This is a genomic window from Chitinophaga terrae (ex Kim and Jung 2007) (assembly GCF_900107795.1).
GTDB classification, from domain to species: domain Bacteria; phylum Bacteroidota; class Bacteroidia; order Chitinophagales; family Chitinophagaceae; genus Chitinophaga; species Chitinophaga terrae.
In genome coordinates, this window is sequence record NZ_FNRL01000004.1 from 123,334 (window position 1) to 141,996 (window position 18,663).

Genomic DNA, 18,663 nt, shown 5'->3' on the forward strand with positions numbered 1-18,663 from the left:
ATGGACCATCAGCATCATGAAGGGCATGCCGGTCACGGCGCCCATCAGCATCCGCAGGTGAAAGCAGGCGGTGAAATACAACATGAACATCACGAACATCATGGACAGCATGAAGATCATGGGCATCACGGGCATCATGACCATCACGCCATGATGATCGCCGACTTCAGGAAACGGTTTTATGTGGTGCTGGTACTGACCATACCTGTAATGTTATTGTCGAAGATGATCCAGCACTGGATGGGTATGGAAATAAGTTTCCCGGGAGATAATTACCTGCTGCTGGCTCTTTCTACCGTTGTGTTCTTTTACGGGGGATGGCCTTTCCTGAAAGGATTGTGGGATGAAATGAAAGCGAAGGATCCTGGTATGATGACCCTGATCGGCTTTGCGATCACTGTGGCATATGTTTACAGTGTAGCTACAGTCCTGGGCTTAGCAGGAATGGATTTCTTCTGGGAGCTGACAACCCTGATCCTGATCATGTTATTGGGCCACTGGATAGAAATGAAGTCTATCGTTGGCGCCAGCAGGGAGCTGGAACTCCTGGTAAAACTCATGCCGGATACTGCGCACCTGGTAAAGGGCGACCAGGTAACAGAAGTGAAGACAGCAACCCTGAAACCCGGGGATATAGTGCTCGTGAAACCGGGAGAAAAGGTAACGGCCGATGGCGATATAACAGAAGGCGCCACATCACTGAACGAGAGCATGTTAACGGGCGAATCGCGTCCTGTGCAAAAGAAAACAGGGGATAAGGTGATTGCGGGGTCTATTAACGGCAACGGGGCGATAAAGCTCAGCGTTACGCATAGCGCCGCCGACTCCTACCTTTCGCAGGTAGTGAAGCTGGTGGAAGATGCACAACGATCCAAGTCCAAAACCCAGTTGCTGGCGGATAAAGCAGCACGTTGGCTTACCATTATCGCTATCCTTTCGGGCATCATTACTTTCGTGTATTGGTGGTTCGAGAAAAAAGATATGTCGTTCGCGATCGAAAGAATGGTATCAGTAATTGTGATCTGTTGCCCGCATGCCCTTGGATTGGCGATTCCGCTGGTTATTGCCCGGTCTACCGCGCTTTCAGCCAGGCATGGATTGCTGATCAAGAACAGAACGGATTTCGAAAATTCCAGGAAGATCACTACCCTGGTTTTCGACAAAACGGGTACGCTCACTGTCGGCAAATTCGAGGTATCCCGGTTGCGGGTAATTGATGGGAGTTTTACAGAAAATGATCTTGTTCGTATAGCCGCTGCTGTTGAAGGAAGTTCAGAGCATCCTATCGCTACTGGTATCATGGAAAAGTCGAAGTCTATGGGCGTAAGCCTGCCTGCTGCAGCAGAAGTAACAGCTATTACAGGTAAAGGAATAAAAGGAAAGGTAGAGGGAAAAGAAGTACTGATCGTTAGCCCGGCATATATTGCAGAGCAGTTCCCGCAAGTGGATATAAACAATAATATTCAACCGGGAGAAACAGTGGTGTATGTGGTTGCTGATCAGAAGGTGGCGGGATATATTGCCCTTGCAGACCAGGTAAGGCCTGAATCCGCGGGCGCTATCACTGCACTGAAGAAAATGGATATCAAAACCGTTTTGTTAACCGGCGATAATAAAGTAGTAGGAGAGAGCGTATCCCGTTCGCTGGGTATGGATGGTTACATTGCGGAAGTATTGCCGCATCAGAAGCTGGAAAAGATTCAGCAATTACAGTCGCAGGGCGAGTTCGTGGCAATGACTGGCGATGGCATCAACGACGCCCCGGCGTTAGCGCAGGCGGATGTGGGAATAGCCATCGGAAGCGGAAGCGATGTAGCTGCCGCTTCCGCCGGTATCGTATTAGTGAACAGCAACCCTGAAGATGTGGTAAGCCTTATCCAATTTGGTAAGGCAACATATCGGAAAATGATCCAGAACCTGGCCTGGGCAACCGGGTATAATGTGATTGCCATGCCCCTTGCCGCAGGCGTATTATATCACCAGGGTATTGTATTGAGCCCGGCCGCAGGTGCGGTGCTGATGACCGTTAGCACGGTAGTAGTGGCTATCAATGCAGGTATGCTGAAGGTCCGCAGATCATAGCGGGCCTTTGCTCACCATAACTCCCGCCTTATATACCGCTGCAATGTTCTGGGTATGTTTTATGTTGGCTGCAGGATTGTGATGCAGGATCAGCAGGTCGGCTACCTTCCCTTTTTCGATAGTTCCGTAACGGTCGGATATCCCAATAGCCTTTGCCGCGTTTTTAGTGGCAACAGTAATGGCTTCCAATGGCGTTAACCCTGCTGCCACCAGCAATTGCATTTCAAGGTGTTCAGAAAAACCTTGCGCCCTCACGGGGTTAGCGCCTGAATCGGTGCCTAACGCAATGATAATACCCGCATCATACAGTTTCTTCACATTTTTAGTGGCATTTTGAAAAGCCTGTTCGTTTCTTGGCAGGGCTTTAGACTGCAGTTGCTCCTGCTGGTACCTGGTGCTGCTCAGTTGTTCGTGTACGCCGGCTTCCAGCGACCGGGTAAAGAACGGATCGTTGATCCAGGACGGCGAATGCGTATAGGCGATAGCGTATTGATCCAGCGCCAGGGTTGGTATATAGATGGTATGATGCTTCTTTAGTTCCTGGACGGTTGTATTATCTATTTCTTTATCACGGATACTGTGTGCAATAATGTCAAGGCCGTCTTTTACCAGCTGCTGCGCATCTGCTTCGTAGTAGAGGTGTGCGGCTACCCGGATATTGTGTTTATGCGCCTGGTTAATTATTGCCTGGTAGATGGATTCACTCATTTTATTGGAGCCGCCGCCGAAATTATCGACCCATAATTTGAGCACTTCAGGATGCATTAATGCAACGCTGTCGGTATTGGCAATGGCTTCACCGGGCGACTTAGGCCGGAATAAGTACTTCATTGGCGGGGGGCCTCCGGGTACGCTGAAACCGAAGCCGGCGGAGTGGATCCTGGCGCCGGGCAGAAGATCTTTCGTGGTAGAATCCCTTAGCCCGCTGTTGAACAGCATCGGTTCGTCTGATCCCATCACCAGTATATTCGTTATCCCGTAATCGGTATATTTTTTCAGTTGTTTCAGGATATTTTCCCTGGTGTAGGTGGGCGCATTTTTTTCGCTGCCTATCATGCCTATATGCACGTGTGCGCTGATGATGGCAGGCATAATTGTTTTGCCGGAGCAGCTGATCACGGCAGCGCCGGGAGCTTTCAGTTGTTTGCCAACTGCGGCTATGACGCCGTTCTTTACCAGGATGTCGGTATGGGTCAATGGCGTTCCGCCATTGCCATCTATCAACGTTGCATCTTTTAACAGGATGGTACTATCATCAACGGTAGTACGAAAGCTCAATAGCGGGAAGAGCAACAACAGGGTCAGGAAATAGTACTGTTTCATACTATTAAGTTAATCAATTCTGCAAAAAGAAAGGCCGGGCAAAAACCTTAGTTTCTGCCGGCCTTCACAACTATGGTAGGCTGACCGTTAAAATTTCATTTCGCCGGGGATAACCTGCACTGCCTGTTTATGTCCTCCCCGCAGTACATCTACACTTACTCTTTTTCCTATATGCTTGTCAGATAGCAGCAGGTGAAGTGCGTCCACTGATGACACCGGTTGTCCGTCGAAGGCAATGATGATATCGCCGATCCGGAGTTCCGAATTGTAATAGTTGCCGTCCGGAACTATCTCGTAAACATACACCCCGCTGTCGACAGTCAGTTTATTGGCGGCGATCATGCGGCTGCTGAGTTGCACCTGTTGAGCGGCAATACCTAATTGCGCTCTCCTGATACGGCCGTTTAAAATAAGCTGACCGGCTATCCGGGCGGCGAGGTTGGAAGAGATGGCGAAGCACAATCCCTGGGCTGCCGAGATCATGGCGGTATTCACCCCGATCACCTGGCCAAGGGAGTTCACAAGCGGTCCGCCGCTGTTACCAGGATTCAGTGCGGCATCCGTTTGAATAACATTGTCTATCAACCTGCCGTTGCTCGCTCTTAACGTGCGTCCGAGCGCGCTTACCACGCCGGTGGTGACGGTATATTGCAGTCCCATAGGATTGCCTATTGCGATGGCTATCTGGCCAACCTGCAAGGCGGAAGAATCACCCAGTTGCATAGCCTTCAATCCACTTTCGTCTACTTTCAGTACAGCAAGGTCCGTAGAGGGGTCAGTTCCTTTTATATCTGCTGTTACTCTTCTGCCATCAACAAAAGAGACTTTGATACTATCGGCATTTTCAACAACGTGATTGTTGGTGATAATAAAACCATCGGAGGAAATAATAAAACCTGAACCGGCGCCATTCTGAGAACGATCCTGCCTGGTACGCTGATCTTTTACTTTCTTTTCAACAGCTATATGTACTACCGATTCGGCTACTGATCCAACTACTCCCGTTACCGTCCTGGAGTAGGCATCTAATAATCCCGCATCCTGGGATGGGGTTTGCGATAAAAAAGAAATCAGTTGTTCCATGAAGTAAAGGCTTCAAATTTATCTCCAGATGCCTGTCGGTGTCTTTTTGGCATCGGTTAAAGAGGGGAACTGACAATTTTACTATTTTGCAGGCAGGGAAAATCATAATTATTTACCTATTTTGACGCTTTATGCGTTGTCTAATCAGGTAGTATGCCAGGAGTAGAATATCAGGAATGGTGGGATGCTGTATGTACAGTGAACGATGAAGCATCGTTTCGCCAACTGTTTAACCATTTTTATACAGGATTGGTCAGGTTTGCGATGGAACTGGCTGCCAGCAAAGAGGCTGCAGAAGAAGTAGTGTCTGATGTTTTCATACAGCTCTGGAAGAACCGCGGACAGGAAGAAAGGATACAGCATCTTAAAACCTACCTTTATACAGCCGTCCGGAACCGCTGCCACAATTACCACAGGGATGCTTACAAACACCAGTGGCAGGCCCTTGACGACGTCCCGGAACCAAGCACCGATGAAATACATCCTTTGCTGGAATATAAGGAAATGAAGGAATGTATAAACCTCGCCATCGCTTCCCTTTCTCCGCAATGCCGCACCATTTTTCGCCTCGTGAGGGAAGAGGGATTCAAATACAAAGAGGTGGCCGCAATCCTGGATATTTCTCCCCGGACTGTCGAAACCCAGCTGGTAAGGGCAACCGGCAGGTTGCGGCAGGCATTGCAACAATACAACCGGCATTTGCAGCAATTATCTCCCCGCTAAAATTTTTTTTACCCTCTTGTAGGTAATCCATTTCATTTTTGTGTCTCTACATCCGGGAGGCCAATTTCCTATTCAAATTAAACTGGTATATGGACAATCATCGTTTAGATGAACTGATTAGCGCAAAATTATCGGGAATGCTGGATGAACGGGGGCAGCAGGAGTTAGAGGCCCTGCTGCAGGAAAACCCTGAGCAACGATTGATCCTGCAGCAACTGGAAGATTATTGGAATGAGCAGCGCATACCGGCAGCGCCGGCGCCTCACCTGTTTGATGAGATGATGGAAAAGGCCAATGCCAGGCCAGTGCGCAGGCTATGGGTGCGCTGGGTGGCTGCCGCCGCTGTCGCAGGTCTTATCTGTACGGCAGGCTTCTTATACCGGTCGGGCCGGCAGGAGGCGGCGCAGGTGGTACAAACGGCAAAGGGAGAAAGACGCCATTTCCAACTGGAAGATGGTACAAAAGTTTACCTGAATGCGGATAGTAAACTGAGTTGCAGGATCGACCAGCAAAGCAGGGAGATCTGGCTGGAAGGAGAGGCTTACTTCGATGTGGCGAAAGACGCCCGTCGTCCTTTTACCGTGCATGCCTTATCGTTGCAGGTACGCGCCCTGGGAACTGCATTTAACGTGAAAGCCTACCCCGGCGACAAGCGATTGGAAGCAACGCTGGTAGAAGGATTGGTGGAAGTGACGGAAGAAAAGCATCCCGGAAGGAAGATCAGGCTTCAGCCGTTGGAGAAAATTGCATTCCAGGCAACTGACGTGGATGCAGGAAGCAACACGGTTGCCGCTGTAGTAACGCCTGTGAAACTCAGTACGCCTGTATTGGAGAATGCAGACAGTACAATCAATGAAACAGCCTGGATCAACAACCGCCTGCAATTTGATATGATGCGCTTCGAAGAGCTGGCCCAACTGCTGGAGCGTTGGTATAACGTAAAAATTATCATCCAAAATACAAAAGCGAAAGACTACATTTTCAGCGGCTCGTTTGGTACAGAAACAATCGACCAGGCACTGACCGCATTACAGTTAACAGAAGATTTCAAATTCGAACACAACGGCACGTCTATTATTATTCACTAAAAAACCTTGTTATTTAAGAATTCTAAACGTATGAAAAACTAAAAGAAGCAAAAACACTGTTCAATGAAAAAAACACAGGAAATGCTGCAAACATTTCCTGTGAAGGCTAATCTGCAAGGTCGTCCTTTTCGCGATCGGCATAACCTTGCTATTAATTCACCTGTTATCACAAATTTATGGAAAAAGTCAACCCGTCGGATGCCTGCCGTCGAAGACCGGTATTGCGCAAGTATGTACTCATTATGAAGCTATCATTCTTTATTGTATTCCTTTCCTGTATGCAGGTTGCAGCTACCGGCTACTCCCAGCGCCGGATCAGCCTTGATCTGAAAAATACAAAGATCAAACGGGTACTGGACCGGATTGCCGGTCAATCAACCGTCCATTTCCTTTACAGTAACCGGAAGGTAGACCTTCAGCAGAAAATAGATGTCCAGGCGCATGGCGAAGCCCTGGATGTTGTTTTGAATAAAGTTTTGGATGGAACAGGATTTACCTGGAAAGAACTGGACAATGAACTGGTGGTGATCATACCAGCCAACACCGCCTGGGATAATATCAAAGTGAAAGGCCGCATCGTGAGCGCCGACGAAAACGAACCGCTGCCAGGGGTTACTGTGCAGGTAAAAGGAACCAGCATCGGCACCCTTACCGATGCAGACGGGAAATTCTCTATAGACGCACCCGCTGGCGGGCAACTGGTATTCCGCTATGTAGGCTACGAAGTAATGGAATTGCCTGTTAAGGCGAATATGGACGTGCAATTGAAAAAATCTTCCAGCGCCCTTACAGAAGTGGTGGTGATAGGATATGGCGTTACCCAGAAAAAAGACCTCACAGGGTCCGTTGTCAGCGTTACTCCCAAAGAGTTTAACAAAGGGATCATCAGCAACCCGGTACAGGTACTGCAAGGTAAGGTGGCCGGCCTGGTGATCAGCAAACCAGGAGGCAACCCTAACGGGAAAGTGAGCATCAGCCTTCGCGGCGCTTCCTCTCTTTCTGCAAGCAGCCAACCGCTATTCGTGGTAGACGGGATTCCGGGCATCGATATCAATGCCGTACCACCCGATGATATCGTATCCATAGACGTACTGAAAGACGCATCCGCAGCCGCCATCTACGGTTCCCGCGGCGCCAACGGGGTGATCATGGTCACTACCCGCAGGGGTAAAGACGGCGCTCCGCAGGTCTCTTACAGCGGTTATATAGGAATAGACCGGATCTCCAATACTTACGATGTACTGAGCGCAGATCAATATCGCCAATACCTGAAAGATAATAACCTCGACGCCCGCGCATGGGACCTGGGTTCATCTACCGACTGGCAGAAAGCAGTAATCCGCACCGGCTTAAGCCACAGTCATAACATCTCTATGAGTGGAGGGAAGGATAATACCCGCTACAGCGCTTCTGTCAACTACCTCAACAACGAAGGCGTTGTACTTAATTCCGGTCTTGAACGTATTATCGGCCGCATCACCCTCGACCAGGGAATGTTCAATAACCGCCTGCGCCTCGGGCTTTCCATGAACTACGTAGGCGAGAAAAACCGCTATGCAGGGCAGGACCAGGACGGAAATGGCGATAACAGGATCTGGGAGCAGATGATCGCTTACAATCCTACCGCCCCTGTTTACAACGCAGATGGTACTTTTTACGAAAAACTGGATATCAACGACAACTACAACCCCGTTGCCCTGGCTAACCAGATCAAGCATCAGCGGGCAATGAATAAATTTATCGGGTCGGCCAAAGCGACCTATGATATCACCAAGCACCTGACCTACGACCTCTTGTTAGGCCTGGAACGCGCATCCAGCGACCGGGGACTTTATTATTCCAAAGAATCGCCGGTGATAGAAGGAGCAGGAAGTAATGGAACCGCTACCCGTGCTTCCAGGACCTGGGATAATAAAACCCTTGAAACCTATTTCACCTACAACCAGCAATGGCAAAAGAATACGTTGAAGGTAACGGCTGGTTACTCTTACCAGAATTTCTTCACTAACAGTATGTCGGCCGGCAATACCCAGTTCGTTTCCGATATCTTCAGTTATAATAACCTGGGAGCAGGGCAAGGCGATCAGCCCGCGGTTTCATCAGGCGCTGAAGAGAATTCGCTGGTTTCATTTATCGGCCGCGCCTTTTACAGCTACCAGGATAAATACCTGCTGACGGCTACTGTACGTCGCGATGGTTCTACCAGGTTTGGTAAAGACCGTAAATGGGGTACTTTCCCGTCAGCTTCCCTGGCCTGGCGCCTGACACAGGAACCTTTCCTGCAGAACAGCAGCTGGTTGCAGGATCTTAAACTGCGTGTAGGCTATGGCGTTACAGGTAACCAGGAGATCTCCAATTATAAGTCGCCGCTTACTTACGCCCCCGGCGGTAAAGTACTGGACAATGGCCGCTGGGTCACTTCCTACCAGATCGGGCAGAACGAAAACCCTAACCTGCGTTGGGAATCGGCCGCCCAGTTCAACGCCGGTTTTGACTTCGTAATGTTTAAAGGACGCCTGAACGGTACCATCGAATATTACGATAAAAGGACCAAAGACCTGTTGTTCAACTATAATGTTCCATCTCCTCCCTATCTCTTCCCATCTATGTTAGCTAACGTAGGTAAGATAAGCAACAAGGGAGTGGAAGAATCAAAGGTTGTATTGCCTACAAAAGACCAGATCATCGCACAGATGAAAGTCTTAAGGGCTTTTCATTATTATCTTGCCATAGATGCCTTCGGGAATATTCCCATCGTGACATCCTTTGCCCAGACAGACCCTCCAAGGAATACGCCCAGGGCGGAAGCATTTAAGTTCGTGGAGAAAGAGATACTGGATAACATCCAGGCATTGCCGGCAACTTTGGATACAAAAAACTATGGAAAAGTAACAAAAGGAATGGCTTTCATGTTGCTGGCGAGATTATATGCTAACGCCCAGGTATATACGGGAACCGCCAGATGGGCTGATTGCATCAAAATGTGCGATTCGGTGACCAGGCAGGGCTACCAGTTGGAGGCCGATTATTTCGCCAACTTTTCTACCCACAACGAGAACTCAAAGGAAAATATCTTCGTAGTGCCTTACGATGCGATCAACGCCAAAGGCATGATGCTGCATTACCTGACCCTGCATTACAACAACAGGTATACCTACGGGCTGCCAAGTTCGCCATGGAACGGCTGGTGTACTTTGCAGGCATTTTACGAATCGTTCGAAGATGATGATAAGCGCAAGACCATGTTCCTGGAAGGGCAGCAATACTCGCAGGATGGAACGCCGCTGAAAACAGAGCAGGGCGACCCGCTTATCTTTACCCGCACCATCGGCGACCTGGCCAATGCAAAACAAACAGAAGGCGTACGTATCGTAAAATACGAGATCCAGAAAAACACCCCATACGCCGACCAGGATAACGACCTGGTGATCTTCCGGTATGCAGACGCCCTGATGTTAAAAGCAGAGTGCCTGTTGCGTATGGGCCGGGAAGGAGAGGCGCTGGCGATTGTGAACAATGTACGGGCCCGCAACTTTGAAAGCGCTAAACCATTACCGGCATTAACGCTTGATATCCTGCTGGCCGAACGTGGAAAAGAATTTATCTGGGAAGGTTGCAGAAGACAGGACCTTATCCGCTTCGGGAAATGGAACAGCGCCTGGCAATTCCATCCGGCCGACGGGGAATACCGTAAACTCTTCCCTATCCCCCAGGCCCAGCTAGACGCCAACCCTAACCTCGTGCAGAACCCTGGCTACAAGTAAGGGTTTCACGCAGAGGGGCAAAGAAGGCAAAGAGGCATAAGGAATTTTTTTAAGAGGCAAAGGGTTATATTAAGAGAATTAAGAAAGCAAAGGAAGCGAAGATTGTGTTTTATAGCAAAAGGATCTTTGTTTCCCTTACTTACTTTCTTTCTTTCTTCTTAATCCTCTTAATATAACCCTTTGCCTCTTAAAAAAATTCCTTATGCCTCTTTGCCTTCTTTGCCCCTCTGCGTGAAATAAAGCTGTGTTAAAGAGAAAATAGCATTACTGTAGCTACCAGAAGTTATTAACTTTGGCAGTTCAACTAAAATTTTTGTTATGAAAAAATGCTGGATAGGAACTTTCCTGTTGTTGTTTAGCGTATCGTTGACTGCCCAGAAGAAATTTGAGGCAAACTGGAATTCTCTTAACACACGTGGAATACCTACCTGGTTTAACGATGCCAAGTTTGGAATTTTCATCCACTGGGGCGTTTATGCAGTACCGTCATTTGCTGTAGTAGCGCCGGGAGGATATTCCGAATGGTATTGGCATACATTGAACAGTGGGAACAAAGCGAACAAAGAATTTCACGAAAAGAATTACGGAAAAGATTTCCAGTACCAGGACTTCGAAAAGCAGTTCACTGCTTCTCTTTATAATCCTGCACAGTGGGCCGATATTTTCCGTCGTTCAGGCGCCAAGTATGTAGTGTTGACCTCCAAGCATCACGAGGGTTACTGCCTTTGGGACAGCAAGCAGGCAGATGCATCCTGGGGCCGGCCATGGAACGCAGTAACGGGTACGCCAAAACGCGACCTGTTAGGCGATCTTACAAATGAAGTCCGGAAAGCTGGCCTTAAAATGGGCTTCTATTATTCGTTGTATGAATGGTACAACCCATTATGGCTGAAAGACAGGGCAAAATATGTGGATGAAGTAATGACCCCGCAGTTTAAAGACCTGGTAACCAAATATAAACCATCCGTGATCTTTTCCGATGGAGAGTGGGAGATGTCGGATACCGCCTGGAAGAGCCCTGCTTTGTTAGCATGGTTATTCAATGAGTCGCCGGTGAAAGATGAAGTGGCGGTTGACGATCGTTGGGGTAATAACACCCGTGGACATAACAATGGCGCAACCTACCTGACCTCTGAATATGGCGCTGGAATGCAGCCGGGAGTGATCTGGGAAGAGAGCCAGGGTATAGGCCAATCGTACGGCTATAACCGTATGGAGTCGGCCGATGATTACAAGAAAAGCGGGGAGCTGATCCTGATGCTGGTAGACATTGTATCACGCGGCGGAAACCTGCTGCTGGATATAGGACCAACCGCTGATGGCAGGATACCTGTAATTATGCAGCAGAAATTGCTGGAAATAGGCAAATGGCTGGATGTGAACGGTGAAGCTATTTATGAAACCAAACCATGCAAGACCCCTTATCAATGGAGCGCCGGTAAAATTCCGGAAGGTGATAAGGAGGCGTATATGTCTAAGTTCAAGGTAGCGGAGCTGGTAAAACCTTCCAAGGAGCATGCAAATATTGAGCTGTTCTTTACCCAGAAGCCGGGAGTGCTCTACTGCTTTGTACCTGGCTACCGCGATAAGGTAGTGATCAGGGACTACAACAGGAAAGCGGCTGTAGAAGTATTAGGCGTTAAAAAGCCGGTCAAAACGCAGGTACAGGGCAAGAACCTGTTGGTAGACCTGTCGAATCTGCGCCCGGGCGACCTGGGAGAAGGTCCGATCGTGATAAAATTAAAAGGATAATACCCGTTTTTTACATCGAAGGGTCCGTTCTGTTTTCAGGCGGGCCTTTTTTTATGGATGGTACTGGAAAAGAAATTAAATTTTTTTAATTTTAGTGAAAACCCAGTTCCACGATATGAATAGAAGAGATTTCCTCGCCAAAGGTAGCCTCGCAGTCGCCGGCTTATCTTTATCCGCCCGCTTATCGGCCATGGCCGCAGCTCCTAAACCAATTTTAGGGATACAATTATACTCCATCCGGGACGACATGAAAAAAGACCCGTCCGGCACTTTGAAACAACTGTCGGCCATGGGGTATAAATATGTGGAACATGCCGGCTATAAACAGCGTAAATTTTATGGCTACGAGCCTAAGGACTTCAAAAAGCTGTTAGGCGATCTTGGTCTTTCTATGCCCAGTGGGCATAGCGTACTGGGCAAACAGCACTGGGACGCCGCAAAAAAGGATTTCACAGATGAATGGAAATACACGGTAGAAGATTCGGCCATCGTAGGACAGAAATATGTTGTGAGTCCCTGGTTAGATGAATCGCTTCGTAAGAACTACGACGAATTCATGGCCTTTATGGATGTTTTCAATAAAAGCGGCGCTTTATGCCAGAAGTCAGGAATGAAATTCGGTTATCACAACCACGACTTCGAATTCAGTCAGCAGATCAATGGTAAAAAGATATTTGACCTGATCCTGCAGAGCACTAATCCATCTTTGGTAGTACAGCAGCTGGATATTGGCAACATGTACCATGCAGGAGGAATCGCATTGGATATCATGAAACAATATCCCGGACGGTTTGAACTGATGCATGTGAAAGATGAGATCAAAACCCAGAAAGGTGAGATGGGGCATGAATATGAAAGTACTGTGTTGGGGAAAGGGATCATTCCGGTAAAAGAAGTGATTGATTTGGGAAAGAAGAATGGCACAAAATATTTCATCATCGAACAGGAATCTTACCAGGGCCAGGCGCCTATAGATGCTGTAAAAGATGATCTGGCAGTAATGAAGAAATGGGGATATTGAGATCCCCGTTTTTGTATGACAAGCTATTAAAACTGCATTTTTTTTATCAAATTGCGATATGAAAAAAATGCTTCTATTGGTATTGGCCGGCGTACTGGCTATGTATGCCGCCAATGCCCAGGAAACCTGCCCACTGATACCAAAGCCCGCACAGGCCAAGCTCAGCTCCGGAGCTTTTATATTGAGTAAAGAAACAGTGATACAATTGCAGGGAAAATCGCTTTACTCACAAGGCAAATATCTTCAACAGCAATTATTGAACCTCTACGGGGCTATGCTGCCAATTGTTACAAAGCCAGGAAAACATACTATCCTGCTCCGGGAAGATAAAAACGCGGGAAACGGGGAGGGGTATACGTTAAATATATCTCCCGGCGCCGTTAGTATTATGGCCGGCGATACGGCCGGGATAATCAATGGTATTGCCTCTTTTATACAATTATCCGTGTTCGGTACCTTTTCAGATCGCCAGTTAATGATTAGCTGCTGGCAAATTAAAGACCAGCCCAAATATGCCTGGAGAGGCGTACTCCTGGATGAATCCCGTTTTTTCTTCGGGAAATCGAAAGTGAAGTCGGTGCTTGACTGGATGGCTTTTTATAAGCTGAACCGTTTTCACTGGCACCTGACAGATGCGCCGGGATGGAGGATCGAGATCAAACAATATCCTTTGCTTACCACGGTAGGGGGAATAGGGAATCATAACAACAGCAAAGCTCCTGCGGCCTTCTACACGCAGGAAGATATCAGGGAGATCGTTGCTTACGCAGCGCAGCGAGGTATTACCGTGATCCCGGAAATTGACATGCCGGGACATGCCAGCGCCGCCAACCGCGCTTACCCGGAATTCGACGGTGGAGGAAGTGAGAAATTCCCGCAGTTTACCTTTAACCCGGGCAAAGAAGGCACTTACCAGTACCTGGCCAATATCCTCAAAGAAGTGAGGAAACTTTTTCCTTCAGGCATCATTCACCTGGGTGGGGATGAAGTAACCTTCGGAAATGCAGGATGGGACAGAGATCCGGGTGTTATCAACCTAAAAACCAAATACGGGTTGACAGATAGAAAACAGGTGGAGGATTATTTCATCCAGCGGATGGCTGATACAGTGATAAAACTGCGTAGCAAGGTAATGGCCTGGGATGAAGCGGCGTCGGCATCCTTATCGCCTGCCAGCACTATTATTACCTGGTGGCGGCACGATAAGCCTGAAACATTGAATATGGCGCTGGATAAGGGCTACAAGGTGGTACTGTGTCCGCGTATTCCTTTCTACCTCGACTTTGTACAAGACAGTAGTCATAAGATCGGTCGGCGTTGGGCCGGTAAGTTCAATGATCTGCAAACTGTCTATAATTTCGATGCCAATAGTTTGCCGGGTGTGAGCGCTCATGCATCACAGGTACTGGGAGTGCAGGCTTGCGTCTGGACAGAGACAGTACAGAATCCTGAGCGACTGGACTTCCTGTTGTTTCCACGGATTGCGGCGGTAGCGGAAACAGCCTGGAGTACAGATAAAGACTTTACAGATTTCGAAAAAAGGTTGCAGGGGCACCTTGATTTTTATGACCGGGATAACCTTTACTATTATGATGCCCGCAAGCCGCAGCGGCACAAGGAATCGGGAGTAACCTCTTCGTACCTGGATTAGCAATATTTGATTTGAGAGATAGCCGCTACAAACCTGGTAGCGGATTTTTTTGTCGGCTTAAATGGCGTAAATAGCCCGATGGATTTCTTGAATAGCCGCTCGTTCTATCAGTTGATGTTTTACTTTTGAGTGAACAAATTCGAGTATATGAATACAAAAAAGGTCTGGGCCAATTTCAGTGTCCAGGATTTGGAACGAACTACTAAATTCTATAAGCAACTCGGTTTTAAACAGAACGGCGAGTCGGCGCAGTTGACCAGCTTTTTTTTTGGAGATGATAATTTTATTATTCATTTCTTTTTGAAGAAAGTATTGGAAGCTGGCATGGGCGGAAATATTATCGATACTAAAACCGGCAATGAAATTATATTCACTCTTTCTGCCGAAAGCAAGGAAGAAGTTGATAAATGGGAAGAAGAAGTGAGGCAGGCCGGAGGAACGATAATAGCGAAGGCGGATGAGGCGCGGGATGGATACAGCGGTTTCGTGTTTGCAGACCCGGATGGGCATAGGTTTAATGTTTTTTGTATGTAGGGTATGTTTAGCTTGACATTAATTTTTCGATAACAGGCTGCTTATTAAAGCGGCCGGCGTAGCATACTTGCAAAATGCACCTACTAGTTAAGTTGCGGGAGAATTTTTTATTTTACCAATAAATTTTTTATTATTTTAGTAAGTAGATTCAAGTGAAATAGTTGTATTGTTTGTTGCAGGAAGTCGATTATTATAGCCCTTTAAATATTCTGTAGTAGTAAAAAATATCTCAATATCCCGCTATGAAATATAGAATTCTCTGGTTAACCTTATGTCTGTTTGGAGGCCTTGATGTAAGTGCCCAGTATAGTTTCAGTAAAATTGGCAGTGTTTTAAATGCGAAAAATGACGGACCTGGAAGTTTGAGTACCAGTGCGGTATTTGATGGAGTTGACCATGCTGGCGGTATTCTACAGGTCTCTATACCTATTTATGAAGTCAAGGGACGCTCTTTGTCCATGCCGTTAAACTTGACTTACTCTGCAACAGGAATTAAACCTAATAATGCGGGAGGAATTGTTGGACTTGGATGGTCTTTAAATATTGGCGGGAGTTGGACCAGTAGTGGCGCTTCTGGCTCGTACTCTCTGCCTATTGACGAAGCGGCCTTGCAAGGAGGCAGCGACTATGAACTAAAAAAAGCGCAGGAGGCGCTTGATAACATTACTATATCCATACCAAGTATTGATGCTGTCAACTTTCCGGGAGGCGGCGGACAATTTTTTACATCCGATAACGGGAATTACATATCAGCTCCTTTTAATCCTTTGTTAAGCTTGGGTAACTCGACATTAATAGACGGGCACGGAACGAGGTATTACTATGATTTGGTTGGGTCACGTGAGACCTGGAAATGGACATTTTACAGGAAGGACCATGACTTCATCAACAATAGAGATACACTTAAATTTGTTGACTCTATAGATAATAGACCATCTGGAGGCGTTTGGCGGTTGAAATACATGATTTCTGCTGACCAGAAGGACACCATCCAGATTAAATATGACCAAAATAATTTTGTTCACAGAAGTGCTGCGGACACGATGTACTCTGAGGCTGCCGCTGTGTCAATGATATGCAAGTTTAATGGTATCGACCCAACCAGCCCATTCGAATGTGATAACAGGTATATCGTCCAGGAACCTAACCTGACAAAAGCTGGATCCGGGGCTAGCAGGGACGAGCAATTTCCCTCAAGAATCCTGTTTGCGGGAGGGCGAGTTGAACTTTCTTCCCGGTGGGGAATGTTAGATACACTGAAAGTATTCTCGAATGCCGGAGTGAGATTAACGAAAGTGATATTTACCTACGATACATTGACAAAGTTCAGAACAGCCTGGGACCTTACTCGCGACGACAGGTATATCCTGGCAAAAGTTGACTATTATGATTCGAAAGATAGCTTAGTTAATAACTATAGCTTCAGTTACTATCAGGATCTTCCGTTTCCGGCCGATTTTCAATCGAGGGCCTTGGATTACTGGGGGTTTTATAATGGAGCCACAACAAACAGGACACTGCTGACATACCCTCCCTACCTGGTGGGCAGCCAGAAGTATGGAATAGTAATGAATTTACTATCACCAGAAAAGAAAATTTCAAATACTATGGTTTCGAATGGCCAATCGACCGTCCGGCGTTGCAGGCAATTCAGTTGGCAGAGCGGCGACCGGTTTCTCTTGCTGCCCGTGTGGGAACGCTTAAATCAGTTACGAGTGCAACTGGGGCCAGGTATATTTACACTTATGGCCTGCATGAATATTGGGCCCAGGGAACTAACGGCAGTTTCTATAAGACTACCGGCGGCGGACTCAGGATCCAGGAGATACAATACAGGACATCTGATGACAAAATGGTAAAACGACGTCTCTATTTTTATGGAAGCGACAACAACGACAGGTTTGACCGGGTTGCGCCTCCTGGCCCGATGATGTATTTAACGCAGAAATATGTTTATGGAGTTAATAGTGATAGAACGCAAAATGTTGATCAATACTTGTTGTTGTCTTCGCCCGTCAACGAAACTAGTGTCTATAACGGAAGTCTCGTGGCCTATAAAAATGTAATGGAGGTAGAATATGATTCTAATTATATAGCCAGAGGGAAAACAGAATATTATTTCAAAAGGTTTACGCATGTTGGTGGGAAAATAGTTGGACCAAATTATGGAACTGGTTATATACCGTATTATGATGAGAGTTTTGCGCATTCTTTGCTGGAAAGAAAGATGATTTATGCATTCAATGATACTCCAAATGCAATAGGATTCAAATTGATTCGCGAGGAAAGAACTTCTTATAAAAAATTTGAAGACACGCAGAAGCGGAACTTTCAGAAAGTAGATCTTGGCCGGATCAGGGTTGGTAATTTCAAGCCAGCCCCTTTATATCAATCAACGGCTTTTTGCGTACCCGTACGCCGTTATGATCCTTATGCCACAGGGCCAAATAAGTTTTATTGGGATGAGGGGACGCCAGGCAGTTGCGAATGACAATGTTTTTAGTTTAATGTTGCCCGAAGATCCCAACGATAAATGGTACCCCGAAAAATACTATTTAAACCAGATGCAATACAATTCATATACCTACAAGCCGGATACCGTGACAACAGTAGATTATTATGGGACAGATAGCCTTGTGCATAAGATAACATATAAGTATGAGAATATGGCGCATCTGCTTCCTACTACTGCAACAGAGATTGTATCATATGCACCAGGTACAGAAGGATATCTGAAGCGTTTCAAGTACCCTCAGGACATTGCTTCTATAACAAATCCTGCTCTTTCGAGCGTCGATTCGACAAATATCAGAAAATTAGAACAGTTACATATATGGGACCAGCCTATTGAGCAGGAAACATACAAAGATGGCGTTTTCCAATTTAAACAACGCACTGATTTTGCCACTTGGACCGGCGGATTGGTTTTGCCCTCCCGCCAGAAGATCAAGTTAGGCACATATAACGTTGACACTGTTTCCACTGTTTATCAATACGATCAGTATGGTAACGTTTTGCAACAGGCGAATGATAAGGATATTCTATTGTCTTACATCTGGGACTACAATTCGCAACAGGCAATTGCTGAAGTGAGTAACGCTGCATATAGTGATATTGCTTATACAAGCTTTGAGGCAGAAGGCAGCGGAAATTGGATAATTCCTTCGGCCTTAAGAAATACAACAAGCGGGGCTACAGGACAACGATCATTTGATATGTCTAATGCAGGGGCAACAGGGATCACCAAATCTGGTCTGCAGGCCGGGACAACTTATAAAGTCTCGTATTTTACAAAGAATAGCGTTCCCGTTACTATTAGCGGAACACAGGGAGCGGTGACTAAAGGGAATACTATAGCCGGTGGATGGACTTATTATGAGCATAGGGTATCAGGCGTAACATCTGTTAAAATAACAGGAGCCGGGCTGATAGACGAATTAAGGCTACATCCTGAAAGTGCGCAAATGGTGACAGCTACTTATACTCCGCTGGTAGGCCAGACCAGTTCGTGTAATGCAAGGGGACAAGTGGCATACTTCGAATATGACGCCGCAAATAGACTTAAGCTGGTTAAAGACCAGGATGGTAAGATATTAAAACTCTATGACTATCAGTACCGGGCGCCATTAACCCGTTAATCCT

13 protein-coding genes are annotated in these 18,663 nt (G+C 46.9%); 11 read left to right on the plus strand and 2 right to left on the minus strand.

Annotated features, from left to right (window positions below; translation table 11 throughout):
* On the plus strand, nt 1-2,082 hold the full coding sequence (locus BLV62_RS05770) for a copper-translocating P-type ATPase (protein WP_089759619.1): 2,082 nt from the start codon (nt 1-3) through the stop codon (nt 2,080-2,082).
* Here the strand turns inward: BLV62_RS05770 and BLV62_RS05775 are convergent.
* Nucleotides 2,077-3,405: an amidohydrolase family protein gene (locus BLV62_RS05775; protein WP_089759621.1), complete on the minus strand. Its 1,329-nt coding sequence runs from the start codon at nt 3,403-3,405 to the stop codon at nt 2,077-2,079. The two genes, BLV62_RS05770 and BLV62_RS05775, sit on opposite strands and share 6 nt — an antisense overlap.
* Before the next feature lie 87 nt (nt 3,406-3,492).
* Nucleotides 3,493-4,488, minus strand: coding sequence for a S1C family serine protease (locus BLV62_RS05780; RefSeq protein WP_089759624.1), 996 nt, complete (start codon nt 4,486-4,488; stop codon nt 3,493-3,495).
* 153 nt (nt 4,489-4,641) lie between these two features.
* Between BLV62_RS05780 and BLV62_RS05785 the strand changes: the two genes are divergently transcribed.
* The 10 genes from BLV62_RS05785 (at nt 4,642) to BLV62_RS05830 (ending at nt 18,659) form a co-directional block, all read left to right on the plus strand.
* Nucleotides 4,642-5,211 carry an RNA polymerase sigma-70 factor gene (locus BLV62_RS05785; protein WP_089759626.1) on the plus strand — a complete coding sequence of 190 codons (570 nt, stop codon included), beginning with the start codon at nt 4,642-4,644 and terminating at the stop codon, nt 5,209-5,211.
* Between the two features lie 89 nt (nt 5,212-5,300).
* Nucleotides 5,301-6,299: a FecR domain-containing protein gene (locus BLV62_RS05790; protein WP_089759629.1), complete on the plus strand. Its 999-nt coding sequence runs from the start codon at nt 5,301-5,303 to the stop codon at nt 6,297-6,299.
* Nucleotides 6,300-6,475: 176 nt separating this feature from the next.
* Nucleotides 6,476-10,063: a SusC/RagA family TonB-linked outer membrane protein gene (locus BLV62_RS05795; protein WP_089759631.1), complete on the plus strand. Its 3,588-nt coding sequence runs from the start codon at nt 6,476-6,478 to the stop codon at nt 10,061-10,063.
* 318 nt (nt 10,064-10,381) lie between these two features.
* Nucleotides 10,382-11,815 carry an alpha-L-fucosidase gene (locus tag BLV62_RS05800; protein WP_089759633.1) on the plus strand — a complete coding sequence of 478 codons (1,434 nt, stop codon included), beginning with the start codon at nt 10,382-10,384 and terminating at the stop codon, nt 11,813-11,815.
* A 115-nt stretch (nt 11,816-11,930) separates the two neighbouring features.
* A complete protein-coding gene (locus tag BLV62_RS05805) occupies nt 11,931-12,836 on the plus strand; it encodes a sugar phosphate isomerase/epimerase family protein (RefSeq protein WP_089759635.1) in 906 nt (301 codons plus the stop codon).
* Nucleotides 12,837-12,894: 58 nt separating this feature from the next.
* Nucleotides 12,895-14,487, plus strand: a complete 1,593-nt coding sequence (locus BLV62_RS05810) for a beta-N-acetylhexosaminidase (protein ID WP_211117671.1) — start codon at nt 12,895-12,897, stop codon at nt 14,485-14,487.
* Nucleotides 14,488-14,634: 147 nt separating this feature from the next.
* A complete protein-coding gene (locus BLV62_RS05815) occupies nt 14,635-15,021 on the plus strand; it encodes a VOC family protein (RefSeq protein WP_089759637.1) in 387 nt (128 codons plus the stop codon).
* Nucleotides 15,022-15,263: 242 nt separating this feature from the next.
* The gene (locus BLV62_RS05820; protein WP_089759639.1) at nt 15,264-16,880 is read left to right on the plus strand and encodes a hypothetical protein; all 1,617 of its coding nucleotides are present in this window, start codon (nt 15,264-15,266) and stop codon (nt 16,878-16,880) included.
* Nucleotides 16,874-17,512 carry a hypothetical protein gene (locus BLV62_RS05825; protein ID WP_139169955.1) on the plus strand — a complete coding sequence of 213 codons (639 nt, stop codon included), beginning with the start codon at nt 16,874-16,876 and terminating at the stop codon, nt 17,510-17,512. The genes BLV62_RS05820 and BLV62_RS05825 overlap by 7 nt, the downstream gene beginning before the upstream one ends.
* A 16-nt stretch (nt 17,513-17,528) precedes the next feature.
* The gene (locus BLV62_RS05830) at nt 17,529-18,659 is read left to right on the plus strand and encodes a hypothetical protein (protein WP_089759643.1); all 1,131 of its coding nucleotides are present in this window, start codon (nt 17,529-17,531) and stop codon (nt 18,657-18,659) included.
* Nucleotides 18,660-18,663 lie beyond the last annotated feature (4 nt).

What these genes read in the sequence shown, in the direction of transcription:
- BLV62_RS05830 (WP_089759643.1), top strand. Translation starts at nt 17,529, where the DNA reads ATGTTGCCCGAAGATCCCAACGATAAATGGTACCCCGAAAAATACTAT.
- BLV62_RS05810 (WP_211117671.1), top strand. Translation starts at nt 12,895, where the DNA reads ATGAAAAAAATGCTTCTATTGGTATTGGCCGGCGTACTGGCTATGTAT.
- BLV62_RS05795 (WP_089759631.1), top strand. Translation starts at nt 6,476, where the DNA reads ATGGAAAAAGTCAACCCGTCGGATGCCTGCCGTCGAAGACCGGTATTG.
- BLV62_RS05785 (WP_089759626.1), top strand. Translation starts at nt 4,642, where the DNA reads ATGCCAGGAGTAGAATATCAGGAATGGTGGGATGCTGTATGTACAGTG.
- BLV62_RS05820 (WP_089759639.1), top strand. Translation starts at nt 15,264, where the DNA reads ATGAAATATAGAATTCTCTGGTTAACCTTATGTCTGTTTGGAGGCCTT.
- BLV62_RS05790 (WP_089759629.1), top strand. Translation starts at nt 5,301, where the DNA reads ATGGACAATCATCGTTTAGATGAACTGATTAGCGCAAAATTATCGGGA.
- BLV62_RS05805 (WP_089759635.1), top strand. Translation starts at nt 11,931, where the DNA reads ATGAATAGAAGAGATTTCCTCGCCAAAGGTAGCCTCGCAGTCGCCGGC.
- BLV62_RS05825 (WP_139169955.1), top strand. Translation starts at nt 16,874, where the DNA reads ATGGTAAAACGACGTCTCTATTTTTATGGAAGCGACAACAACGACAGG.
- BLV62_RS05770 (WP_089759619.1), top strand. Translation starts at nt 1, where the DNA reads ATGGACCATCAGCATCATGAAGGGCATGCCGGTCACGGCGCCCATCAG.
- BLV62_RS05815 (WP_089759637.1), top strand. Translation starts at nt 14,635, where the DNA reads ATGAATACAAAAAAGGTCTGGGCCAATTTCAGTGTCCAGGATTTGGAA.
- BLV62_RS05775 (WP_089759621.1), bottom strand. Translation starts at nt 3,405, where the DNA reads ATGAAACAGTACTATTTCCTGACCCTGTTGTTGCTCTTCCCGCTATTG.
- BLV62_RS05780 (WP_089759624.1), bottom strand. Translation starts at nt 4,488, where the DNA reads ATGGAACAACTGATTTCTTTTTTATCGCAAACCCCATCCCAGGATGCG.
- BLV62_RS05800 (WP_089759633.1), top strand. Translation starts at nt 10,382, where the DNA reads ATGAAAAAATGCTGGATAGGAACTTTCCTGTTGTTGTTTAGCGTATCG.